The sequence below is a fragment of the Sulfitobacter sp. 1A10359 genome, from assembly GCF_043558145.1.
Taxonomy (GTDB): domain Bacteria; phylum Pseudomonadota; class Alphaproteobacteria; order Rhodobacterales; family Rhodobacteraceae; genus Sulfitobacter; species Sulfitobacter faviae.
On sequence record NZ_JBIFGB010000011.1, the window covers coordinates 1 to 22,912 of the forward strand.

The 22,912-nt window shown below is 60.2% G+C and carries 18 protein-coding genes; 7 read left to right on the plus strand and 11 right to left on the minus strand.

The window, feature by feature from the left end; genetic code table 11:
• A partial coding sequence (locus tag ACGYK2_RS16520) for a hypothetical protein (protein WP_394374349.1) occupies positions 1 to 2,684 on the minus strand: 2,684 nt, incomplete at its 3' end.
• Positions 2,685 to 3,019: 335 nt separating this feature from the next.
• On the opposite strand from ACGYK2_RS16520, the gene ACGYK2_RS16525 reads away from it, so the two are divergent.
• On the plus strand, positions 3,020 to 3,148 hold the full coding sequence (locus tag ACGYK2_RS16525; RefSeq protein ID WP_394374350.1) for a transposase: 129 nt from the start codon (positions 3,020 to 3,022) through the stop codon (positions 3,146 to 3,148).
• Between the two features lie 592 nt (positions 3,149 to 3,740).
• On the opposite strand, the gene ACGYK2_RS16530 is transcribed toward ACGYK2_RS16525, so the two are convergent.
• From ACGYK2_RS16530 to ACGYK2_RS16540, 3 genes are all read right to left on the minus strand, one after another.
• On the minus strand, positions 3,741 to 5,831 hold the full coding sequence (locus ACGYK2_RS16530; protein WP_394374351.1) for a GNVR domain-containing protein: 2,091 nt from the start codon (positions 5,829 to 5,831) through the stop codon (positions 3,741 to 3,743).
• Between the two features lie 44 nt (positions 5,832 to 5,875).
• Positions 5,876 to 6,556 (minus strand): sugar transferase, encoded by a 681-nt coding sequence (locus ACGYK2_RS16535; RefSeq protein ID WP_394374352.1) that lies wholly within the window; start codon positions 6,554 to 6,556, stop codon positions 5,876 to 5,878.
• 140 nt (positions 6,557 to 6,696) lie between these two features.
• Complete coding sequence (locus ACGYK2_RS16540; protein ID WP_394374353.1) at positions 6,697 to 7,974, minus strand: replication initiation protein; 1,278 nt, start codon at positions 7,972 to 7,974, stop codon at positions 6,697 to 6,699.
• Between the two features lie 577 nt (positions 7,975 to 8,551).
• Between ACGYK2_RS16540 and ACGYK2_RS16545 the strand changes: the two genes are divergently transcribed.
• From ACGYK2_RS16545 to ACGYK2_RS16560, 4 genes are all read left to right on the plus strand, one after another.
• Complete coding sequence (locus ACGYK2_RS16545) at positions 8,552 to 9,955, plus strand: AAA family ATPase (protein WP_394374354.1); 1,404 nt, start codon at positions 8,552 to 8,554, stop codon at positions 9,953 to 9,955.
• Positions 9,933 to 11,015, plus strand: coding sequence for a ParB/RepB/Spo0J family partition protein (locus tag ACGYK2_RS16550; protein ID WP_394374355.1), 1,083 nt, complete (start codon positions 9,933 to 9,935; stop codon positions 11,013 to 11,015). The genes ACGYK2_RS16545 and ACGYK2_RS16550 overlap by 23 nt, the downstream gene beginning before the upstream one ends.
• 166 nt (positions 11,016 to 11,181) lie before the next feature.
• Entirely contained in the window at positions 11,182 to 11,451 is a 270-nt protein-coding gene (locus ACGYK2_RS16555; RefSeq protein WP_394374356.1) for a hypothetical protein, read from the plus strand.
• The gene (locus tag ACGYK2_RS16560) at positions 11,451 to 12,791 is read left to right on the plus strand and encodes a hypothetical protein (RefSeq protein WP_394374357.1); all 1,341 of its coding nucleotides are present in this window, start codon (positions 11,451 to 11,453) and stop codon (positions 12,789 to 12,791) included. The genes ACGYK2_RS16555 and ACGYK2_RS16560 overlap by 1 nt, the downstream gene beginning before the upstream one ends.
• On the opposite strand, the gene ACGYK2_RS16565 is transcribed toward ACGYK2_RS16560, so the two are convergent.
• From ACGYK2_RS16565 to ACGYK2_RS16585, 5 genes are all read right to left on the minus strand, one after another.
• The gene (locus ACGYK2_RS16565; protein WP_394374358.1) at positions 12,689 to 13,861 is read right to left on the minus strand and encodes a hypothetical protein; all 1,173 of its coding nucleotides are present in this window, start codon (positions 13,859 to 13,861) and stop codon (positions 12,689 to 12,691) included. The genes ACGYK2_RS16560 and ACGYK2_RS16565 overlap by 103 nt on opposite strands.
• Positions 13,858 to 15,180 (minus strand): oligosaccharide flippase family protein, encoded by a 1,323-nt coding sequence (locus ACGYK2_RS16570; RefSeq protein WP_394374359.1) that lies wholly within the window; start codon positions 15,178 to 15,180, stop codon positions 13,858 to 13,860. Before ACGYK2_RS16570 ends, ACGYK2_RS16565 begins: the two co-directional genes overlap by 4 nt.
• Positions 15,177 to 16,190 (minus strand): acyltransferase family protein, encoded by a 1,014-nt coding sequence (locus ACGYK2_RS16575; protein WP_394374360.1) that lies wholly within the window; start codon positions 16,188 to 16,190, stop codon positions 15,177 to 15,179. Before ACGYK2_RS16575 ends, ACGYK2_RS16570 begins: the two co-directional genes overlap by 4 nt.
• Positions 16,177 to 17,409 carry an O-antigen polymerase gene (locus ACGYK2_RS16580; protein ID WP_394374361.1) on the minus strand — a complete coding sequence of 411 codons (1,233 nt, stop codon included), beginning with the start codon at positions 17,407 to 17,409 and terminating at the stop codon, positions 16,177 to 16,179. The genes ACGYK2_RS16575 and ACGYK2_RS16580 overlap by 14 nt, the downstream gene beginning before the upstream one ends.
• A 110-nt stretch (positions 17,410 to 17,519) precedes the next feature.
• Positions 17,520 to 18,218 carry a sulfotransferase family 2 domain-containing protein gene (locus tag ACGYK2_RS16585; RefSeq protein WP_394374362.1) on the minus strand — a complete coding sequence of 233 codons (699 nt, stop codon included), beginning with the start codon at positions 18,216 to 18,218 and terminating at the stop codon, positions 17,520 to 17,522.
• Between the two features lie 237 nt (positions 18,219 to 18,455).
• Between ACGYK2_RS16585 and ACGYK2_RS16590 the strand changes: the two genes are divergently transcribed.
• Positions 18,456 to 19,637, plus strand: coding sequence for a glycosyltransferase (locus tag ACGYK2_RS16590; RefSeq protein ID WP_394374363.1), 1,182 nt, complete (start codon positions 18,456 to 18,458; stop codon positions 19,635 to 19,637).
• On the plus strand, positions 19,634 to 20,806 hold the full coding sequence (locus ACGYK2_RS16595; protein WP_394374364.1) for a glycosyltransferase family 4 protein: 1,173 nt from the start codon (positions 19,634 to 19,636) through the stop codon (positions 20,804 to 20,806). The genes ACGYK2_RS16590 and ACGYK2_RS16595 overlap by 4 nt, the downstream gene beginning before the upstream one ends.
• Positions 20,807 to 20,844: 38 nt before the next feature.
• On the opposite strand, the gene ACGYK2_RS16600 is transcribed toward ACGYK2_RS16595, so the two are convergent.
• Positions 20,845 to 21,597 (minus strand): SDR family NAD(P)-dependent oxidoreductase, encoded by a 753-nt coding sequence (locus tag ACGYK2_RS16600; RefSeq protein ID WP_394374365.1) that lies wholly within the window; start codon positions 21,595 to 21,597, stop codon positions 20,845 to 20,847.
• A complete protein-coding gene (locus ACGYK2_RS16605) occupies positions 21,594 to 22,910 on the minus strand; it encodes a TRAP transporter large permease (protein WP_394374366.1) in 1,317 nt (438 codons plus the stop codon). Before ACGYK2_RS16605 ends, ACGYK2_RS16600 begins: the two co-directional genes overlap by 4 nt.
• Between the last annotated feature and the right edge of the window lie 2 nt (positions 22,911 to 22,912).

Genomic DNA, 22,912 nt, shown 5'->3' on the forward strand with positions numbered 1-22,912 from the left:
TGGACAATGTCACGACCATTTCCGCCATAAACCGTATCATTGCCCTCACCGGCAAAGACCGTGTCGTACTGGTCGCCGCCAAAGATCAGGTCATTACCCAAACGGCCATGTATCAGATCGTCACCAGCTTGACCGTGGAAAATGTCATCGCCATTCCCACCTTGGATCGTATCGTTGCCCAACCCGGCAAAAACTGTATCGCGGCCCAACTCGCCGCCTTGCGTGTTGTCGTGAAAGACATCATCGCCTTGGTTGAGGTGGACAATGTCACGACCATTGCCGCCATAAACCGTATCACTGCCCTCACCGGCAAAGACCGTATCATACTGGTCGCCGCCATAGATCAGGTCATTCCCAAGACGGCCCAAGATCAGGTCATCACCGCCTTCGCCGTGGAAAATGTCATTGCCATTCCCGCCTTGAACCGTGTCGTTGCCAAGCCCGGCAAAGACCGTGTCCTGACCATGCTCACCCCCTTGAGCGTTGTCATTGAAGATATCGTCGCCCTGATTGAGAAAGATCAAATCCCGCCCGTCGCCCCCGAACACGGTGTCACTGCCTTCCCCCGCATGAACCGTGTCATAGTGACGACCCGCAAAGATCAGATCATCGCCGAGGCGGCCAAAGATCAGATCCGTACCATCCTCGCCGTAGTAGACATCCCCCCCATTGCCACCTTCAATCGTGTCGCTGCCAAACCCGGCGTAGACCGTATCGCGACCGAAGGCGCCGCCCTGATCGTTATCGTAAAAGACATCATCGCCTTGATTGAGGTAGATCAGGTCGCGCCCATTGCCGCCGTGGACGCTGTCATTGCCACTGCCGCCATGCAGCGTATCGGATTGCGCCCCTCCGAAAAGCAGGTCGGCGCCCTCCTCGCCGTAAAGGATATCTTGCGCGTCGCCGCCATAGAGGCTGTCGTCATCCGCCCCGCCCTGCAATGTGTCCTGGCCTTCCGCGCCTTCCAAAAGGTCGCGCCCGCTGTCCCCTTGCAGCCAATCGGCTCCACCGCCACCCCAGAGGCTGTCATGCCCCGCGCCGCCTTCCAGACGGTCATCGCCGAGATTGCCCCATAGCTGGTCAGCTCCGCCGAGACCGATGACGATGCTGCCTTCTTCCGAAGCCCGGAGCGTATCGGCGCCGCTGCCACCGCGGGTGATTTCAGCCACCACCATGGGCGGGCGGTCCACGGTCCAGTCGAAAGCTGAGGCCACCTCATCATAGGTCAGGGGCTGACCATCCGCGCTGCGCAGTTCCAATTGATCTTCGCCGCCCCATGTGATCAACGCGCCCCATGTGCGCTGCTGGATCTCGAGCCGCTCGGCCCCATAGACCATGGAAATCAGCGAAAGGTCGATCCGATCCTCGCCAAGAGCGAAATCTGAAATCACATCCAGCGTGTCATCGGCCACCAGCATGAAAGTATCGCGCCCGGCGCCACCAATCAGCGTGTCGCTCCCCGCCCCGTCGATCAGGGTGTCGTCGCCGCCACTGCCACTCAGTCGGTTGGCACCCGCTCCGCCCTCAAGAATATCGTCACCGCTCTGCCCCGAAAGGCTGCCGTTTTCTTGCAATGCGGTGATCCCTTGATCGGAAAGATCATAGCTCAGCTGGGTCAGCCCATAGCCACTTTGGCTAGCGGTCAGGATTGCCAAACTGTCACCAACCGCAGCCATCTCCAATGCTGAAATAGAGCCTAAACCACTGTCCAAGGTCTCCTCAATTGTATCCATATGCAAAAGTCGCCCCCCGGAGGAAAGCGCGAAAAGGCTCAACCCGCCATCTCCTCCGCCGACCAATATATAGGTCCGCCCCTCCACCTCGGCGGTCGCCAGATCCGTGGCATGGCCGAAACGGGTATCAAGACTGTCGAGGATATGGTCGACGGCCACCAATTGCCCCTCCCGGCCCACGGCGATGACGCTCAACGCCGCCGCCCCGCCGGTGGGCGAGACGGACAAGACGATGGCATGAGGCGTGCCATTCAGGTTTACCGTTTCCAACGCGATCGGCTCTCCCTGCAAGCCCAGCCCGTTCTCCACGCCCAAGGTTCCGGCCAGCTGAGGAGTGCCGTTGCTGCCGTTCAGGGTGAAGGCGCTCAGTTCGCCATTTCCTCGTGAGAGGGTCAGCAACAGATCCGGGCCGCCCCCCGTGCCCTGCAAAGACGCCAAATCGACGACGCCATCCAGCCGGGCCGCCACTTCCCCCGAAAGCGCGGCCCCTCCCGCGAATCCGGCGTTGCCCGCGCGGGCATGCCATGCCAGCCCGCCATCCGCCGAAGCCGCATAAAGGAACCCGCCAAGGCTGACCGTCACGGCACTGTCGATCCCCCCGTCAACAGTCACGTTCGTGGTACTGAAACGACCGGTTTCGGGATTGATCAACCTGCCCTGAAGCGCATCGCCGTTGCCGCTACCAGTCACAGCAATCAGCCCCGTCGGTGTCTCGATCAATGACAAGCCGAACCCGCGCAGCCCGCCCATGTTGGGGCCATGCGAGGTTTCATGCAACAGACGGGCATCGCCCCCGGCATCCACCGAGACCGACATCAACCCACCATTGTAGCCCCCCGCCGTCACGAAAATCACACCATTGTCGCTCTCGATTGTCGCCATCTCGCGGATGTCGAGGCGAAAGGGGTTTTCCTCTGCCAGAATCTGGCCGTTCCAAATCAGTTCCGTCATGTGCCCACCCTCTTGGTTCCCACATGCAGGAATGGGCGACGCACCGCGCGACGAGCGGTGCACAAAGGTGGCAGCTTTGCGGAGCTTTCGGCCGATTTGGCCTGTCTTCGACTAAACTGGAAAGGCTCTTGTTTAGGAGGTTTTCATCAATTGCTGATGATAGGCGATGCCTTCTGCGAGGCGATGTGGATCGGCCCCCGTTTCATCGGGCATGTGCGGATGCACCACTTGGAAGGACATAGTTGTTCGTCGGTCTGAGCTACCCGCAGGAAATCGGACGCTGACACAAGTTACGATTTATCGTCTGCTGATCTTCAACGAAAAGGAGATCAAAGATGTCGAAACGGAAGCAGTATCCGCCGGTGTCCAAGGCGAAGGTGGCGCTTGGGGTGCGAAGTGGTGAGCATACGGTGGCCGAGCTGGCAAGCCGGTTCGGGATTCATCCGACGATGATCCACACCTGAAAGCGGACGTAGCTAACCGTAAGTTCGGTCCGCCCGAGATTATGAATACCGATCAGGGTACCCAATTCGCAACGTCTATCTGCACGGACGGCCTGCGTCTATCCGGTGTGCGCATCTCTATGAACGGCAATGGCCGGTTCCTTAATAATATACCTGTCGAACGGTTCTGGAGGAGCCTGAATTACCGCCGCGTCTATCTGCACGCCTAGGAGACCGGATCGGAGGCAAAGGCGGGAAATGGATCTGGTTTTACAACCGCAAGCGTACTCATTCCGGCTTTGGCGGCAAACCGACAGCAGTGGTCTATTGACTGACAAAAGAAGAAATCTAGCCCGATCAACAGATGTAAAAAGTAGCTTAATTTACGCCGAGTCCCAATAAGAGGCCACGATTGTCTGCGATTGACAGCAGGGTACGTGAGCAGATGGTCATCTTCCAGTTTTCCCCCGCGAAAAACCCGATTAAGACGGTGAACGCTATGCATCTCCTCCTTCCTGTCGATGAAAGACGGCCAACGAACGATACTCAATCCGCCGAGGCCAGATTTCTCGGAAGAACTGCTTCGATGGGCTTTAAGCTCGCAAAGTGCACTTTAAAGATAGCAGTTCCTACCGGCGGCGCCATGAACCCGGTTCTGGGTCAGAACCATCCCCGTAATCCGCTGACCAGAACTTTGAAGCACTCGCATTGCTTCCTCTACACGGCCCCGGCTAGTCCATTTCCAACGAACAACAAATAGACTCGCATCAGCAAGTTCGGTGATGATGCGCGCGTTAGGCGCGGCAAGGACCGGAGGGGTATTTATGATCACTATGTCATAGGTTTGACGCGCTGTTTCAATGAACATTCTGAAACGGTTTGAAGTGAACATGTCTGCTGTCTGACTACCGCTCCCTCCACAGAGGAAGACGTCCAACCCACGTCCGTCGATGTTCTTAATACCCTCTGAAAAGGTTATTTCTTCCTCCATCACCTCAGCGAGCCCCTTATCTGGCGGCTCCGCGAAATGGCGACTCAGGCTGCGATAGGCTGTATCTCCCTCCACTAACAAAACGGATTTCCCTATACAGCTAAGGCTTTGGGCGAGCGCAAGTGCTATCGTCGTTGCGCCCTCCCCCTCAACAGCAGAAGTGAGAACAAGTGTCCGCAGTACACTCTCTGTATTCAAACGCATAACTGAAATACGAAGATCGCGCACCGCTTCCGCCGCGGCAGATGTCGGCTCACCATCGATATATTGCGCCACATTCTTGCCCGCCCGCATCGGAATCTTGGGTATCTGCCCCAAAACACGATGGCCGGTCACCGTTTCCAGATCACGGGCGGTGCAAAAGCCGTCCCGCCGCAACTCGCGGCATAGAATAAACCCGATGCTTGCGATTAAACCAGAGACCCCCGCCATGGCGAGGATCAAGGACTTTCGCGGAGATGACGGGTTGAGCGGCATCACGGCCTCAGACAGAATTTGGCTGATGCCCCGATGGTGTCCCTGCAGGGCGGCGGCTTCATTCAACCGCGACAGAAAGTTCTCGTAAAGCACCCGGGCCGCCTCCGCTTCAAGGGTAAGCTGCTGCAGGGTGATAACGTCTTCAGTTTGGCGCGAAACTTGGGCACTTAACTTAACCTCCGAAGCGCGAAGCGTCGTAAGCAGCTGCTCGGAACGGCGCAAACTCTCATAGTTTTGTCGAAACACGACTTGAAACCTCTTATCGAATGCCCGCGCAAAGTCCGACTCATCCTGCAATCGGTCCAAAAGGCTGGCCAACTGAGCATCCTCAGACGCATTAACTTTTTCCGCGGCCGTCGCTGCCGACGCCAGTGCGACGCGCTGTCTTTCAAGTACCGCCTGCGCAGCCTGCGCCTTCACAATTCGGCTGCGCAACTCTTTGAGTTGTCGCTCCATACCCCGAAGGGACTCAACCGAAATCAATTCCGTTGCTGCATTAAACTGCGCGGCCGCAGCCTCAGCGGCTTGGAGCTTGGCCTGCAGCACCGTGGCCCGCTCCGTCAGCCACAGCGCCGCCCTTCTAGTCGCATCTACCTTGGCTTGAACTTGGCTATGCACATAATGCTCAACAATTTTATTTGCGATCAATGCCGACTTCCGCGCGCTCTCACTATCGATAGAAACCTGTATAACCCGGCTTAAAGGAATGTTGCGAACGGTGACCGCGTCAAACAGTTTGGAGACCGCGATCTGCTCACCCCGCTGTTCCTTTTCCGAGGGCGAAAGGTCCGCATACCGCGCGCGCCTACCACCCCAAAACGGAAGCCAGCCAACCGCCCCTCCTTCTTGCAGCTGAGCATTGAATTCCGGGTCCGAGGTAAGGTCAAGCCGTTCGACCACTTGTGCCAGCAGCACCCGGCCCCGCAACACTTCGACTTCGGAATTCAATTCCGCCTTGTCGCCAGAAAACCGCCCCACAGCATTCGGAAAGTCGGTGATCTGCTCCCGCTCGGGCAGCAACCGAAGCACTGCAGTCGCACGGTAAAGCGGTGTGGCGAGAATATAGACGTAGAGAGCGCCTATCAACAACGCGGTAAGACCCCCCGCGGCAACCAGCCATTTCCCCCGCCAGATGATCGTGAGCAGCCCCTCGGAATCGAGTGGGCCCGCTCCGTCGGAAGCCGCGGGGACCGAGACCAGATGAACCCTATCTCCAATGGCGCGCGACATATGCATAGAGCGAAACTTTCATCCATTAGCATGCAAAACAGCCCGCAAGACTAGCGCCCAGACCGTACCGCGACCGTCGTCAAGGTTTTGAAAAGAATGACAATATCGCCCAGCCAAGACATCTTCTTGGCATAGGCCACATCCAAAGCCACGCGCTTATCATAAGCCACGTTGCTGCGGCCAGAAACTTGCCACTTCCCTGTGATGCCGGGCCGCAGGCTCTTGTAGATGCCAGCGCTCAGCCCGTAGCGCCGCAGCTCCTCACGCTCGACGGGGCGAGGGCCGACAAAACTCATTTCTCCGCGCAGCACATTGAAGATCTGAGGGAGCTCATCCAAACTGCTGCGCCGCAGAAAGCGGCCCAGTTTGGTGATCCGAGGATCATGGTCGAGCTTATGTTTCAGCGCCCATTCTTCAGCGGCAACGGGGTTTTCATCGAGATATTGGGCAAGGTGCTCTTGGGCATCGGCGACCATGGTGCGGATCTTCCAACAGTGAAACCCGCGCCCTCCTTTTCCCACTCGCCGGTGCCCAAAGAACGGCGCCCCACCATCGAGCGCGACCACACCCGCGAGGGCAAGGATCACCGGCAGGAGAACGGGCAGCAGGATCACGGCAAGCGCGATGTCGAAGGCGCGCTTCCCCCATCGCGCATAACCAGTTCCAGACCGGCCCGATGGGAAAGACCGCGCCCCCATCGCGACCGGGCTATGGATGACCTGATGTTTCAAAACGATTGCCTCCCAACCCGCGCAAAAGCGGAGACGGTTGCTGCAAAAAGCGCTGCCGGGAAAGTTGGCTACAACCAGCCAAACGGCACCTTCGTGCAAAAAATTTGGCTAAAATATTACGGAGGCAGGTTAAGGAAGTCTTAAACGCCGAAGGGCGCCTCATCCGCGAAAGCATCCGGGATCAGATCTTCCCAGAAGGCCCGCATCTCCGACGCACAGAGCGCCGCCTTCCAACCCAGCCGAGAGAACTCGGATTTCAAAAGTTCATCACTCAGCCAAGCCAAGAACAATTTCCGGTCCGCATCGCGCTGTGTGGGAGAGCGGGATTCGACGATTTCCTGCACCCGCGCCATGATCGCGGCCCGCGCTTTGCGTTCTTCTTCAACCACTTGCGCGCGTTCTTCTTCCGCAGCATCGGTCTGCGCCGTTTGCGCTTTGCGCACCACCGCCGCGGCTTTGGCCTTAGGCGATGGGGCAGCAGGCTTCTCTGACTTATAGTCGTTCTGAAGCGCAGCCCTCAGATATCCCACCGGGCTGTCGACGCCCCCCCTGCCCTTCAAATAGGCAATCTTTTCTGAAACATAGTCCTCACCATGTTCGGAAATCCATTGCCGCGCCAACCGGTCTGAGACGCCCAAATCCATGAGAGCGGTATAGACGGCCCCCTGCCGCAGCCCTTCCCCATCATCAATGTCGAGCATGGCAAGCTGCGGGTTCTCTTTGATGAGAAACCGGATCTCACTGACCTGCCGCCCCATCTTGTGCAGCTCGGGCGTGATCAGGATGTTCGAGGTCTTGTTCACCTCCGCCACGGCTGGCTTGATGATCTTGGCATTCAGGTGCTTAAAGCTTTCGTAATAGGCACTGCCATCGACCCCCATGAGCCGGCGAAACAGATCAATCGGCCACCACCCCGTCGATCCGGTGCGCAGAAACCGATAGCAGTTTTCATAGAGCGCAAGTGCATGACCAGAGGTGAACCGCCGCTGGATGTTCAGATTGATCAGCGCGAAAACCTTCGGATCATGCAGTTTTTCCGCCAAAGCTGGGGAATAGGCATATTCACAAACCCCCGCTGACAGTTTCGCATAGGACAAAAGCGCTGAGACGCCCCATTCCTGCCGCCCGTTGGCGTCCAACATATCCCATTCCGCCGTCGTCTCGGCCAAACTGCGGAGGGACTGTTTCAACGTATCCATGTCGTTGGAGTTATAGCCCACCATCATGCATAGGGTCCGCGCATCGATCTGATGTTTATTGCGCGTCACCAGCGTGTCATAGGCATTGAGGAGAAGAACATTGCTCAGCTTCCGCTGTAGTAGCGTCAACTTACCCGAGACGTGGATCGCCGCCACGTTCTTCTTCACCGACTGCCGGCGAAGCGCGCCGGTCAATTTCTCATGGGGGATGCTGCTCATCTCGGCCTCTGCTCTGCCGCCACCGCCCCGACGCTTCGCGTTCTTGGGTGACCTCACCCCATTATTGCGCAAAAGGTTCCCAATCTCAATCAATCAATGGGGACCCGTTTACAGGGCAGAGGCATCCCGGAAACGGGTCCCTTACCGTATATTGGCCTTAATTGCGTGGTCCGATCGAAGAGAACGAGGGTTTAGAAGCCCGAAAAACGTTGCAAAACGGGCCTCCCGACGATCGGTCCCCCTCCCCCCGCGAATCGGGCCCCGTTCTACCGCATACGGGTACTGGCGAACCTGTAAGCAGGTACCATTAGACCTGCAAAGTGGTACCTATCTTGCCATAGCACGTTGATATAAAATGATTACTTAGGCCTAAAGATTCTAAATCTAATAAACAATAACAAACTTTGTGAGCTTCTATTAATATCGATTTTGGTTTGAAGAGACCGGTTTCGCGTGCGAAACCGCCAAGACGCTCCCAACATGTACTGCACGCCTTACTGATTCCCATTTCCGAAAAGATGTGCGACAATTAGGGTGATAACATCGAATAATGATGATCTGACCGAGGCATCGCAACATGGACAAGAAGTCGGGCACCCCCCTGCCCCCCTATTTCAATCTCGACCCTGAGACCGCAGCAACGAAGCTTAGCGATCCGGTAGACACTGCCCGATTCGCCAAAGCCGCTGCTTTTGCTGGGCGCGGAAGGGCAGATCTCGCTAAACGCGGGTATGCCCCAGACGGCCAGAAAAAGCTTCGAAAATTTTCGACGTGGGAGATTTGCCGCTACCTCATCCCCGTGGCCCCCGCCCATCTGCGAAGGGTGCTGAACAAACACCCCGAACTTCCCCAAGGCGAGGGCGCCGGGAACGCAAAGCGGTTCAGCCTCGAAGAAATCCTTATGCTGCGAAACCACTTCGCCGAAGAAGGCGTCAGCACCAAAGAATACCGCCCATACCGCCCCGAAGGCCTACCAGCGAAAGTGGTCGCGGTGGCAAATTTTAAGGGAGGGGTCGGCAAGACCTCAACCGCAGCGCATTTGGCCATGTCTGCGGCGTTAGACGGCTATAAAGTGCTTGTCGTCGACCTCGACTCCCAAGGCTCGATGACCTCCATCATGGGGGGGCAGGTTCAGGATGAGTGGCAGACCATCTTCCCTCTCCTCGCCCGCGATTACGCGATGCAGGTGCAGGCTGAAAACCGGGTTCGTGCGGCGGCTGCAGAGCCCGAAATTCCGATGGACGAAACCCTTACCGAGGCACTGACGATCTCGCTCAAAGACGTCGTTCAAAAGACCCATTGGCCTAACATCGATCTCATCGGAGCCCAGCTCAATCTATATTGGGCGGAGTTCCAAATCCCCGTTTGGCGGATGGCCCTGCGGCATTGGGCCCTGTGGGATGCGCTCTCGTCGGCGCTGGATTCGGGGGGAGCGTTGGATGAATACGATATCATCCTGCTCGATACGCCCCCTGCCCTTGGCTATCTGACGATCAATGCTTTGGCCGCGGCAGATATCATCATGGTGCCCTTGGGCGCCTCGTTCTTGGAGTTCGATTCCACCGGTCGTTTCTTTGACATGCTCTATTCCACCTTTGCCTCCATTGAGGAGGGAGAGAACGCGGCGCGGCGGCGCGAAGGCTTGCCGGAGATGAAGTTTGAGTGGGACGTCGTGCGCGCAATCATCACGCGCTTTGACGCCAGCCAACAGACCGATCTAGCAAACGTGATTCAAGCGTATTTTGGTGATATGACAAACACTTACCGGCAGGAGTTCACGGCGATGGTCGGGCAGGCCGGAGAAAGTGTGAACGGGATTTACGAGGCCGATTATCGGGATTTTAATCGGGAGACCTATACCCGCGGTCGGGAGACCTTTGACCGGACCTATGCCGAGTTCAAAGAGATTTTGTTGGGCGCATGGTGGCGCGATGATCAAGAGCGGAAGGAGGCCGAGAATGGCGAAACGCAGACAGCTTGAAGTCCCCTCGGCGGAGGCGCTTAAAGAGATCGAAGAGGGTTTCGCACGCGAAACCTCCCGAATTGGCACCCGGGCGCCAATCGCCGACGTCGCGGCGGATGCGGCCCGGCATAAAGACCCCCTGCCCCAGCATCTGCGCGAAGAAAATGCCCGGGACAAAGCGGATGCGAAAGCGCTGAGATTGGCCCGGGAAAAGGGCCTCGTTCTAACCGAAGTGCCGCTGCATGAGATCACCGCCGATGCGCTAAGCCGTGATCGTTTGAAGATGGATGAAGAGGACCTTGCCGAACTCCGGCGGTCCATCGCGGACCATGGGCTCCGCTTGCCGATCGAGGTTTTTGAGCCGTCCAATCCTGAAGCCGCCGGGAAATATGCTCTGATCTCTGGCTTCAGACGCCTTGCTGCCATGCGCGAATTGAACGCGCTTTCGGGCGGTGAGCGCCATCAAACGATCCCGGCGTTCGTGCGCAAACCGGATACGCTGGCCGATGCGATCGTGGCGATGATTGAGGAAAACGAGGTCAGGACCGGGCTCAGCCAGTATGAGCGCGGGCGGGCAGCCGCGATCACGGTGCATGATGGGGTTTTTGCCACTGTTGATGAGGCCGTGGCGACGCTGTTTTCCTCGGCCAGCAAGGCGAAGCGGTCGAAGATTCGATCCTTTGCTTTGGTGCATGAGGAGCTTGGCGATATGCTCCGTTTCGGACCCGAACTGAGCGAACGTCAATGTCTGCGTATTGCGACCGGCCTCCGTGCAGGCCAAAGCGAGGCGATGCGGACGGCACTCGAATCTCATGCCTTAGCCACGGCGGAGGAGGAATGGGCAGTGTTGGAGCCGTTGATCGAAGCAGTCGAAGGTGTCGGCACCGACCCCAAACGCGGGGGGCGGCCTCGAAAAGCCGTGGAACGGTCTAGGCCGGTAAGCTTGGCCAATGATGTCACGATGGAGCGTGTGCGCACCGAAGATGGCTATGCCATTCGCATCCGGGGCGCGCATGTGAACGAGGAGATGATTGAGCTCGTCATGGACCGGATCAAATATTTGCTTGAAGAAGTCTGATGCGGCGAAGGGAGGTTTCGCGCGCGAAACCTCCCTCACCTTCCGCCCTAGACCAACTGGGTTTCGCACGCGAAACCCCCTCCCTATCCCAGAGCGCACGCTGCTTTAAGATATGGTTCATCCGCCCCTCTGATGCTGAAATCCTCAGTTCTCAAAGGAGGCCGCGATGCCCATTCTCGATATCTTCGAAGATCACCACAACGGATTGACCGGCCCCATCTGCGGCGGGTTTGACGTGACGCCGAGCGATGCGGCAGACCTTCCTCAGATGACGCGCGGGGTGATGGTCGCCTCTGCTGGCGATCTGGCGGTGGTGCTGAAAAGCGGGGACGCGGTCACCCTGCCCGCCCTTTCGCCCGGCGTGCTCTACCCGATCCGCATCGGAAGGGTGCTGGCGACCGGAACCACGGCCACAGGCATCAAGGGGTTGGTTTAATGCTGGGGGTCGGAATGCACCCATTCGCGGCATACCGTAGCTGGGTACCTATCGATTTTCCGGCGGGGTTCAGTTGGGATCGGGTGCGCTTTGATGTTGGTATCGAACAGATTGGCGGGGACTATCGCGCGGCGGTTGAACCACGCGATCTGGTCGACCCGGCGATCTGGAGCGGTGCGGCGATCCATGTCGATGGCGTGGCCGGTGATGACGGCAATAGTGGCCTTGGCGCGGACGGTGATTTCACCAATGCCAAGCGGACGATCCATGCGGCTTTCACCGCGGGCAATGCGACGGGCGCGGCCTATCGCGTTCTGGTCAAGCCGGGCGATTACGCCGAGGCGGCCTTTACCCGCAATGGCAACGACGAGCCGAGCCAGCCTGTTGCCGTGATCGGTTGGGGTGGGCCGCTGCGCTATCGCGCGGGGCCGTTCAATGTGGCATGGAGCGACTCGGGCGGCACGTTCACGGCGAATGAAAGCTCGGTCCGGCGGGTGTTTCGCAGCGATCTGCTGACGCCGGAGGGGCTCTATACCGAATTGAGCGAAGCTGCGGATGTGGCCAGTTGCGCGGCGACGGTGAATACTTGGGTTCATGACGGAGCCCTGCTGCATGTGAATATCGGGAGCGCGCCGGGCGCGCGAGATATCGCGGTGATCCGGTCCTTTCACGGGGCACGGTTTCTGACGCATGACAAAGATTTCTACCTTGAGAACGTCCATTGCGAAGGCGGGATTACCGGGGCACTGCATTTCGATGCCGTCGCCACGCGCAATATCGTGGGGGTGAATTGCACGTTTTGCTATTCCGCGCCGTCGAATCCCACGGCCTTGCAGGATGCCGCGCGGGTGCGGCGCACGAATGGCTTGGCCGCCTTCTTCGATTGCGATGCCTCGGGCGGGGCGAAGGACGGCTGGTCTTTCCATGAGGATGGCACGCCGGGGATGCATGTTTTGTTGCAGGGCTGTTCCGGCTGGCGCAATGGGTTCAGCACGGCGACATCCTGCAATGGGTTCACCACGCATGACGGGGTGCGGGCGATCCTATTGGGCGGCGATTTTGGTCTGTCGCGCAATGGCACCGAAGTGCATGTAATCCAGTCGACCGAGACTTGGGCCGCCGGTTGCGATGCCGTGGCGCGGGACGTGGATGGCTCATCCGTCGCGTTCAAATGTTCGAATGATGCGCTGATGTGGTTGCAAGACTGTTCGGGCGACGCTGCGGGGCAGGCGGAGAACTATGCCTTACAGGCCAATGCAGGCACTGTTTTCACCCGGGGCTTTTCAGCTCTGGCGGGGGGCGTGGAGGTCAGCTCGGGTGGCTCTGTTACGCCATTTTGAGAAAGCCGTTCGGCCAGTTCCTTCCAGTCTGGCACGGCTTCGGGCCTGCGCTCCCAAGTTTCGCAGCGTTCGAAGGCATGCGGGCTGTTGTAGCCGATGATCGAAGGAATGCTCGGGTGGCAGAGCCGGTCGGGCCCGAGGGTGGGCAGCCCATGGTGCCGGTAGAGCAGGATGCGATTAGAGTTGGTCGTTTGATAGGCGACCTCCGGTTCATCGCGGTAGGGGGCGAGACCGATATCGGCATGGGCGATATGGGCGAGCGTGGTGTCGAAACTCTGTTCGCCGTGCCAAGTGATGTTGGGCCGCGTAGGTGGCGTTTCGCGTAAGCGACCAAGGACATGGATGTGCCAGTGGGGGCGCGCGTCGGCCAACTGAGTAAGGGCAGGGGTGTCGAGAAGGGTCGTCCCTGCGCAGACGGCGATGGGTCCTTTGCGGTGGGTGCGGTAAGGGTCAGCAGTGCTGACCTGTAACTCCGCATGGGGGGTGCCGATTGGGTCCAGCGTGACGTTGGGGTGATCCGCAAAACGGGCGGCGATATGGGGGCTGGCGGTGCTGATGCGGGTGAAGGGGTGGTGGTTCCGTTCTGCCCGCAGCAGCGCATCCGGCGCGTTTAGTAGCCGAATATCATCTGAAACACGATAAATGCGCGCGGCCTGCGGGGCGAGTTCGGCCAAAAGTGGGCCGAGCAGGACCGGCGGGCCGCTTTCGCATATGACAAGGTCAGCTCGGGCGAGCGACCCGCGCAGGCGACGGCGCCAGTGATTGATAAAGAGCGGGTAGCTGGGTTCGAGCCAGCGGTTGAGCCGCTCGCTCTTGGTTTTGATCGGGTGGATCGGCGGTAGGCTGTAGATCGATGTGAGGTTCGGTCCGTGGTGGCGGGTCCCGTAGTGCGGCGGGCAGTCGAGGGCGGTCAGGCGCACGTCGCCGAAGAGCTTTGAGAGCCAGCTATAACCGATGGTGGCATGGGTCATATGCCAGCCTGCCGCGCGCAGGTGGTGCGAGACCCAAAGCATGCTCGGGCGGCGTTTCTGGAAGGGGAAATGACCCGTCAGGAGAACGGCGCGTTTCATGTGGCGATCTGCCTGTTCGGGATGAGAAGGAGCGCGCCGAAGAGGGCGCTGCCGAGGCCGAGCTGCGCCGGGAGGGGCAGGGGCGGCAGCAGTGTGAGAATGGCCGTCACGGTCGCCGCCCCGCAGAGCGACGGGACGAAGGGCATCAGGGCAGAGACTGTAAGACCGAGGCGCGGCAGGGCGCGGGTTAGATGCCACAGAGTGGTCAGGAATGCGGCGAGGCTAATGGACGCGGCCAGTGCCGTGGGGGTGGGCGAAAAGGCGGCGAAGGTGCAGCAGAGAGGCAGCAAAAACGCCGCGCGTTGCAGCATCAGTCGGGTATGGCCGGCGGCAATGAGGCCTTGGTTGATTGGCATCAACAATGCCGAAAGGAGGCCATAGCCGGCAAGAGCGGTGAGGATCGGTGCGGCGGATCCCGCCGGGACCGGGCCAATAAGCAGCGCCAGCGCCTGCGGTGCCGCGAGGAGGGTGACCCCCCAGACCCAAAGGCCGAGCTTTCCGCTGAGCCGCAACTGCGATGGCAGCACGGCTGCGCGTTCCGACACCGATAGCTGCCGAAGCTGGGGCAGGGCGAGAAAACGCAGGGGCGAGAGGGTGAGGGCTTCGATCAGGCTCACCATACGGGTGGCGATCTGGAAGGCACCGGCTGCCGGAAGGCCGAAGACGAGCGCGGTGGCAAGTTGCATAAGCGGGAAAAGGGCCGCGTTAAGGAAGTCTCGGGCCGAGATCTCGACGATCAATTCGGTTAACCGTCTCTGATACCGCCATTTCGGAAGGCTTTGGGGGCGCCATCCGGCAAAGTGGCAGGCGAGAATCGTGTTCATCCCGGCATGGGTGAGGACGAAGGCAATCAAGGCCCAAGGGCCGCTGCCGGTTGAGAGCATCCAGACGGCCATGGCTGCGGCAATGGACTGGCTGGCCATGCTGCGCAAGGCGAGGGCGCGGAGGTGCAGGTCGCGGCGCAGGATGCCTTCGGAGACGGCGCTGAGGCCATGGAGAAACGGGATTGCGCTGAGAGCGATGAGCAGTAGGGAGTCCAGCGCGATGCCGATGCAAACGAAACCCAACGATAGGGCGCAGCCGCTGGCCAGTGATATCGCGAAAAGCGCGTCCCGGCGGCGTTGGCGGGGGGCGTGGATGATCACGCTTTCCCCGATGCCGGCCTTGTGCAGACCTTGGGTTAGCCGGATGGGAGCGAAGGCGGTGGCGAAGGCACCAAGCTCGGCCAAAGACAGAAACCGCGCGGCGATGAGGAAAAGCGTGGCGTTGATGCCGACGCGTGACCACTGCAGGGCGAAAGACCAGAAATGAGGGCTCATGCAGGCGCTCCTTTGAGGCGTGTCATGCCGCGCTGGAAAGGGCGCTCCAAAAGCAGATGGGTCAGGAAGCCGACGGACAACGCAAGCAGGCATGTCGCGGCGACGTAGACCCAAGCGCCGAAGGTTGTCGCGGGCAGGAGTGGCAACAACAGAAGGGTCGCCGCACGCAAGGCGAAACGGTGCGACAGGTAGAGGGCATAGGACGCGTCCCCAAGCAGTTGGCCTGGAACCGGGCGGGCCGGGCAAAAAAGCGTCCCTGCCGCGACGATCAGCGTGGCGGGGACGCCCGCGGCGAGAAAGCGGGGGAGGTGAAGTGGCGCGAGGGCGATGAGGAGGGCAAGGCCGAAAGTCAGTGCCGCGGCACAGAGGATGGGATGGGGGTAGGCCCAACCGCTTGCCCATAGCCGGGCGAGGGCGATGCCGAAAAGAAATTCGAGGATAAGGGGACTTGTCCAGAAGATAAGTGGCGCCGATGAGAAGCGGGCCGAGAGCCCGAGCGCCGCGAGGCCGATCAATAGGCTTGAAACCGCCAATAGGGGGCGGGGCAGCGCGAGGCAGAGGGCCATGAGGGCATAAAAGAAGACTTCGCAATTGAGGGTCCAACCGAGGGACAGAACCGGTGCGATACGTTCGTCGGGGCGGGCGTAGGGAAAGAAGGCGTAGGAACTGGCAATCTGCGCGGGGTCGAGCGGTGTGTCTTTGACGGCGGCGGGAAACAATAGCAGCGCCATGACCATAAGGGTTGTGAAGAAATAGTACAGCGGGGCGACGCGCAGGAAACGCCGCCAGAAGAAGGCGAGCGGCTGGCCAATATAGCGTTGCGCGGAGAGGGTGATGACGAAACCGGAAATGACGAAGAAGATGTCGACGCCACGAGTCCAAGGAATGGCGTCTCCGGCCAGGGGGAGGGCGAAATAGTGCTCTGCCTCGGCCAAGACATGGCCCATAAGGACCATCACGGCGGCGAGCCCGCGTAGGGCTTGGAGCCCGGGGAGCCTAGGCGCGTTCATGGTGGGGATGCTTTGCTGTGGCTAAGGGTTTGGGGGCCGACGATAGCCCTATGCGGCCTATCAAACTGTTAGATCGCTGTTTGCGGCGAGACCGGAACAACGGCAGGTTTGGCTGTGACTGAAAGCCGGGTTGCTGGTTGCACAGTTTCAAAACGCTCAACGTCAGGACGACCGAAAACAATAGGTTGTGATGCATTAGATAGGCGGAGTGGCTGGAGAACAGCAACGATGCGCCGATCTGCGCATAGGCTACGGCGAAGGCGATTGAATGCTGCGCTTTGCTGAAAATCCACCGAATCCCAAAGCCCATCAGCCCAAGAAAGAACGCGCCGAAAATGGGCCCGAAATCGACATAGGCGGCGGTAAGAAGCGGAAATTCCCCGCCGCCCAATACCTCTTGCAATGCTTCCAAGCGGGGCGCGAGGATATGGGCGAAATAACCGTCGGTCGCGGTGAGGAACATCATGCCCTGAAGGCTCAAACCACCCCATGTATGCGGGATCTCGACAGCGAGCGGAGCAAAGCCGTTCCACATGTCATTGACGAGGTAAAAGGCCAATTTTTGCGTGCCGATGTCGAGGGTTGAACGGTCAAACATCGGATTGGTGATCGATTCCCGAGCCATCCAGAGGGCGAGGAAAAGCGCGACTGCAAACAGGCTCCAGCCCCATCCGACCAGCCGCCGCCGCATGAGGCAGGCGACGAGGTAGCACGACAGCAGTAGTTGTAGGAGCAGCAGCCGTTGGCTCATGACAATAGGCAGGATGAAAAGCGCCAAAGTGTTGCCGATTAGGATAGAAACGAGCAGACCGCGGATGTGACGGGGCAGGGCGCCGAGACATAAAAACGCAGTGGCCAGACAAGCGGTGCCGGGAAGGGCGGCATAGAAAAGACGCATCCCGGTGAAAAGTTTGTTCTCTAACAACAGGTCGCGGGTGGTTAGGCTGTCGATGTATGCCGCTGCGGCAAGGTGGATCAGCCCGCCCGCTTTGGCGGCCGCTGTCGCGATCCATAGTGCGGTCACCCCCAGCAGAATTAGGTTCACGGCAAAGGTCAGATAGGCCGCGTGGGTTAGGTTTATCTGCGCTTTGTCGATCCGCGGGCGTCTGCGTGAGATACGCGCAGCCATATCCCCCACGGCATAAGCCAAAAGGGCCAGCAGCAGCCAGGCCGCCCCGGTGGAGGTGAAAGCAGAAAGGCTGAGGTCTTCGCGGCGCATGAAGGTTTGCACGAGATCGAGGCGGTCGAGATGGGCCAGCGTCAGGGCGGCCCCGGTGCCGGAGAGACCCCAGCAGATAAGGAGCAGCGAGAGGGGGGAGAGCGTCCATCTCATGCGGCGATTCGTGTATCTCGGGCTGCGCGATACACCGTGATGTCGGCAGCGCAGAGCGCCTCTATCCGGGGGCGGAGGTCTCTGGGAATTTCCGTGGGGACCGGAGCAACATTGCGTCGCCAAAGGGGGACGCATTGGCCGGTATAGCGTTGTAATCGTTTTGCAAAAACATGTGGTTGACTTAGGTCCCCCACAACGTCGAAACGCTCGAGGGCCGTGATGGCGCGGGCGATGAGGGGGGCGGGATTTTGCCCCGGCTGCAAGCTTTGCCCGGCGAAATAGAAGAGGTATTGCGAGGCCAGTCGCATGGCGTCGGGCGTATCGAGGAAATCCGCCAGACTGGTCGGGCGTGACGGGCTCGGATGGCGCCGCTGTAGGTAATTGTAATGCGATACGAAGCGCGCCACGGGATCCCGCAGCAGGGTAACGAAAGCATAGTTTTTCGCGGCTCCGTCGTGGAGCATGGGATCGTATTGCACATGGCCGGAAATCATACGGGTGCCGCGCGCGACCAGCCGGTGCAACTGAGCCCGGCGGCGTTCATAATCGGCCCCCATTCTCGGCCCGGCGGGTGTCGTTGGATCGCCGGGATCAAGGTCGATCACCGTCTGCGACAGGCAGTACCGCAGCCGAAGCGCCGCGCCAAAGCTGGAACCGCCGCACTTGGGGACGTGGATATAGATGATCCGGGGCATGGGGGCTCCGTCGATTCGAGTCAGAACTTCCCGAAGATTGCAGCGTTTGGTTAATGAGCGCTTAACTAAAGCTTGCGTCGCCGCGCGCTACGGCAATTCGAAAGTGACGGAGGATATATCTGACCGCTTGTAGGCGGTTCTTGGAAAAAATCGCTCTGGTTAAGCATTTGGTAAGATCTGTCGCTTGAAAATGGCCGTGTTCGAAAAGGGTGGGAGCCCGACTTTCGAGGGACGCTGATGCATATTGTTCACCTGCTTACCCGTCTTCTCAGGGCCGGTTCCGAGGAGAATACGCTTGAAACCTGTCGCTGGCAGATCGCGCAGGGATACCGGGTGTCACTGATCCACGGCGCCGCGCCCGATCCCTATTGGGAGGATCACTTGCCGGATGGCCTTACCCGTATCCCCTTGCCCGAAATGGTGCATCCAGTCCATCCGGCGCAGGATATGCGCGCGCTGATCCGATTGCGCCAAATTTACCGCCGGCTGGCGCCTGATGTAATCCATACCCATCAAAGCAAGGCCGGTATTCTCGGTCGCCTCGCTGCGCGGGCGGTGCCGGATGCGGTGGTGGCACATGGGGTTCACATCGTACCTTTCGATGGTGTGCCCCCAGTGAAACGCGCGCTTTACCTTGCCGCGGAGCGCTTGGCTGCGCGGCAGACAGATGTGTTCATCGGCGTATCCGAAGCGGTTGGCCGAGCCTATGTGGCGGCGGGGATCGCGCGGCGTGGGCGGGTGCATTGTGTGCGTTCAGGGATGGACATCGAACGCTTCCGCAACCCGGCGCTGCCTGCCGATTGGCGCGAGCTTCTGGGGGTTACACATGGCAAGGCACGGCCCCGCGTGGTGCTGATGATGGCCGCTTTCGAGCCGCGCAAACGGCACCTTCCTTTTCTGCGCGCTCTCGCGCGTGTGGCTGATACGTTGCCGAACCTGAAACTGCTACTGGCCGGTGCAGGGCCGGAGGAAGCATCCATCCGCGCGGCGGTAGAGGGGCTGGGCCTGCAGAACAAGGTCGTCTTTTGTGGCCATCGCCGGGATCCGGAAGCCTTGCTCGCCCTTGCCGATCTGTCGGTGCTGACCTCGGCCCGGGAGGGTCTACCGCGGGTGGCCGTCCAGTCTATGGCGGCGGGCTGCCCGATGGTTGTGCAGGACCTGCCGGGCATTGAGGAGATTATCGATCATGGGCGCAATGGAATGGTCGCCGAAGGCAACGATTTGGACGAAGTGGTGCGGTTGATGAAGGTTCTGCTGGGCGACGAGCGGCGTCTCAATCGAATGCGGAAGGAGGCGATCGCCACGGATGTCAGCGCTTGGGCACTTGACGCTCTCGGGCGGCGGACGACTGCCCTCTATGGTCTTCCCGCGCGTCGCCGCGGTGCCATGGCGGCGGATCACGAAATGGGTTTGGCGTGACGGTTTACGTCAATGGCCGCTTTTTAGCGCAGCCCATATCGGGCGTTCAACGTTTCGCGCGTGAGGTGCTGGGAGCGCTCGATAGAGAGCTTTGCCGATCCGCTGCCTTGAGGGACCTGCTCGGCCCCATAGAAGTGCTAGCGCCACACCGGGTCGAAGCACCGGGCTGGCAAAGGCTCAGGCCGCGCTATCTGCCGGGTGGATACGGCCATCTTTGGGAGCAGGGACCACTGTGGCGGGCAAGTCGTGATGGCGTGCTGATCAGTCTGGGCAACAGCGGGCCGCTCGGGCACCGTGCGCAAGTCATGTGTCTGCATGATGCCAACCTATGGGATATTCCCGAAGCCTATAGCGCGCGCTACCGGCTTTGGCATCGCGCGCTGCGCCCCCGTCTTGCCCGCCGCGCCGCGGCTTTGTTGACCGTAAGCCGTTATTCAGCTAAAGCGCTGGCAGAACGCTTGAGTGTTTCCGAAGCTCGCTTTCGTATCTTGCATAACAGTGCGGATCATATGTTGCGGCTGCCCTCTGCGCCTGACGCCGCTGCACGCTATGGGCTGACCACGGGGAACTATTTGTTATGCGTTGGCAATCGTAGTCCCAACAAGAACCTACGCGCGTTGATCAACGCGCATGCGGAATGCGGTGATGAGGTCCCGCCATTAGTCCTCGTCGGTGGTGCTGTACCCGGAATCGCGTCGCAGGAAGCAGCGGGAGACCGGGTCATCGCCCTCGGCCGGGTGCCGGACTGCGATCTGCGCGGGCTCTATGAGGGAGCCTCGGCATTTGTCTTTGCGGCTTTGCACGAGGGCTTCGGCATTCCACCGCTTGAGGCGATGCGGTTGGGCGTGCCGGTGATCTGCGCGCGACGCGGGGCGATGCCGGAGATCCTCGGCGATGCGCCGCTATGGTTCGACCCCTGTGATGAAGGGGATATCGCGCGAGCGCTTAGGGCGTTTTCGCAGACTGGCGCGCTGCGCCGCCATGAAATGGCTCGGCGGGGGCGGCGCCGGGCGGACCTGTATGATTGGCATAGAAGTGCCATGGCGCTGGCGCAGGTGGTGGTGGATGTACGGGAGGCGCATTGCAGACCTAGGAGAGACGCTGTGAACGGCTTTGCCGCGCGCGATCTACAAACTGTTAACTTTAATACCGCCGCCGAGGGGACATGAGAAAACCGTCTTTCTATAGAGCGCCAATGTGGCGCCTGTTAACTTCTCAACGCAGGCAGGCCGACGCCCGTAGCGTCGAACCCGCCGTCGGATGCAACGACCTGCCCGGTCACATAGCTCGCGCGGTCGCTTGCGAGAAAACAAATGACGTCCGCGATTTCGCGTTCGGAGCCGTAGCGGTTGAGGGGGATCGCATCGTGATAGGCCGCGCGAATCTCCGGCGAGTGGACGGCCAGCGCCAGTTTCGTGTCCACCGGTCCGGGGCAGACACAGTTCGCACGGATCCCGACTTCGCCAAGCTCCGCCGCTTGCTGTTTGGTCAGATGGATCACTGCTGCTTTAGAGGTGCCATAGGCGATCCGCAGCGTCGAGGCCCGCAGGCCGGAGATCGAGGCGATGTTCACGATGGCCCCACCCCGGGCGGAGAGGAGCGGAAGGCAGGCTTGGGACATCAGAAACACGCCGTCGAGGTTGGTTTCCATCACGCGGCGCCAGCGGGCAAAATCAGTCTCGGCCAAGGGGCCGAAATCGGCGACGCCCGCGTTGTTGACCAGAATGTCGAGGCGCCCGAAGGTTTGCTCTACCTCCGCGACAGCCTGCGCGACTTGCTGCGGCATCGAAACGTCGCAAGTGATGGCAAGTGCGCCGGGGAGTGTGGCCGCGGCTTCCGCCAGTTCTTCCGCATCGCGGTCGAGCATGACGACGCGGCGGCCTTCGGCGTGGAAAAGCGCGGCTGTGGCAAGGCCGATGCCGCGGGCGGCACCGGTGATCAGGGCGACGGTATCGTTCATTTCAGCACCTCGGGGAGGAAGAGGGAGAGGGCAGGGACCGCCGCCACGATGGCAAGGCCGATGACGCTGATCGCGAGGAACGGTAGGGCGGCGCGGGCGATATGCTCCAAAGGTTGGCGGGTGATGTTCGCGGCGACGTAGAGGTTAATCCCGACGGGCGGCGTGATGAGGCCGATGGCTAGGTTCACCATCACCAGCACGCCAAACCAGACCGGATCCCAGCCAAGCTCGCGCACTACGGGCAGGAAGATCGGCAGGGAGATGAACATCACGGTGACCGGGTCCATGAACATGCCCGCGATTAGGAGGATCAGCATGATCACCATCAAGATCACCCCGCCATTGTCCGACAGGCCGAGCAATTGGTTAGAGTATTGGCCAACGAGGTCTTCGACCGTCACGACCCACCCGAACAGGCTGGCATAGGCGACAACCAACATGACGACGGCGGAAGAGGAAGCAGCCTCGGTCAAGGCGTCGTAAAGGGCGCGGATGGAGAGGGTGCGATAGGCAAAGGCGCCCACAGCGATGGCATAGACGGTGGCCACGAGGGCGGCTTCGGTCGGGGTGAAGATGCCGGAGTAGATGCCGCCGAGGATGACGACCGGGGTCATCAGGCCCCAAAAGGACTCGCGGAAGCTCTGCCCAAGATCGCGCCAATAGCCTTTCCTTGGCGGCGCAGGGGAGAGCTTGTCCAACTCCGCCCGGTTAGCTGATTTAATGAAGGGCAGGATGATCAGCATCAGCACACCCATGAAGAGACCGGGGATGATCGCCGCGATGAACAGTGCGGAGATCGATGTCTCGGCAATGACGCCATAGATCACGAGGCCGATGGAGGGCGGGATGACGATGGAGAAGGCCGCGCCCGTGCAGACCAAAGCGGCGGCGGCAGCACGAGGGTAGCCGTCTTCTTGCATGCCTTTGATGATCATCGGGCCGATGGCCGCGACGGAAGCGGGGCCCGAGCCCGACACCGCGCCCCAGAAGAGGCAGACCACGGTGCCGACGACACCCATGCCGCCGGGCAGGTTGCCGATCAGGATGCGGAAGAAGCGGATCATCCGCTCGGCGATGCCGAGGGTGCCCATTAATGTCCCCGCAAGAATGAAGAAGGGGATGGCGAGCAGGGCGTATTTCGCGATGCCGGTGGCGATCAAATCGCCCGCAAGGTCAAAGCCAAAGCCGATTTGCCACATGGCATACATGGCCGAGAGGCCGAGCGCGAAGGCCACGGGCACGCGCAGGGCCATCAGCAGGAAGAAAGCGACGATCATCTGGGTGCCGGCACCCATGCTAAAGATATCAAACACTG

Coding starts and splice junctions, on each gene's coding strand:
- ACGYK2_RS16570 (WP_394374359.1), bottom strand. CDS start 15,180: ATGAGCCCTCATTTCTGGTCTTTCGCCCTGCAGTGGTCACGCGTCGGC.
- ACGYK2_RS16600 (WP_394374365.1), bottom strand. CDS start 21,597: ATGAACGATACCGTCGCCCTGATCACCGGTGCCGCCCGCGGCATCGGC.
- ACGYK2_RS16545 (WP_394374354.1), top strand. CDS start 8,552: ATGGACAAGAAGTCGGGCACCCCCCTGCCCCCCTATTTCAATCTCGAC.
- ACGYK2_RS16530 (WP_394374351.1), bottom strand. CDS start 5,831: ATGCATATGTCGCGCGCCATTGGAGATAGGGTTCATCTGGTCTCGGTC.
- ACGYK2_RS16550 (WP_394374355.1), top strand. CDS start 9,933: ATGGCGAAACGCAGACAGCTTGAAGTCCCCTCGGCGGAGGCGCTTAAA.
- ACGYK2_RS16560 (WP_394374357.1), top strand. CDS start 11,451: ATGCTGGGGGTCGGAATGCACCCATTCGCGGCATACCGTAGCTGGGTA.
- ACGYK2_RS16585 (WP_394374362.1), bottom strand. CDS start 18,218: ATGCCCCGGATCATCTATATCCACGTCCCCAAGTGCGGCGGTTCCAGC.
- ACGYK2_RS16590 (WP_394374363.1), top strand. CDS start 18,456: ATGCATATTGTTCACCTGCTTACCCGTCTTCTCAGGGCCGGTTCCGAG.
- ACGYK2_RS16525 (WP_394374350.1), top strand. CDS start 3,020: ATGTCGAAACGGAAGCAGTATCCGCCGGTGTCCAAGGCGAAGGTGGCG.
- ACGYK2_RS16540 (WP_394374353.1), bottom strand. CDS start 7,974: ATGAGCAGCATCCCCCATGAGAAATTGACCGGCGCGCTTCGCCGGCAG.
- ACGYK2_RS16565 (WP_394374358.1), bottom strand. CDS start 13,861: ATGAAACGCGCCGTTCTCCTGACGGGTCATTTCCCCTTCCAGAAACGC.
- ACGYK2_RS16580 (WP_394374361.1), bottom strand. CDS start 17,409: ATGCGCCGCGAAGACCTCAGCCTTTCTGCTTTCACCTCCACCGGGGCG.
- ACGYK2_RS16575 (WP_394374360.1), bottom strand. CDS start 16,190: ATGAACGCGCCTAGGCTCCCCGGGCTCCAAGCCCTACGCGGGCTCGCC.
- ACGYK2_RS16555 (WP_394374356.1), top strand. CDS start 11,182: ATGCCCATTCTCGATATCTTCGAAGATCACCACAACGGATTGACCGGC.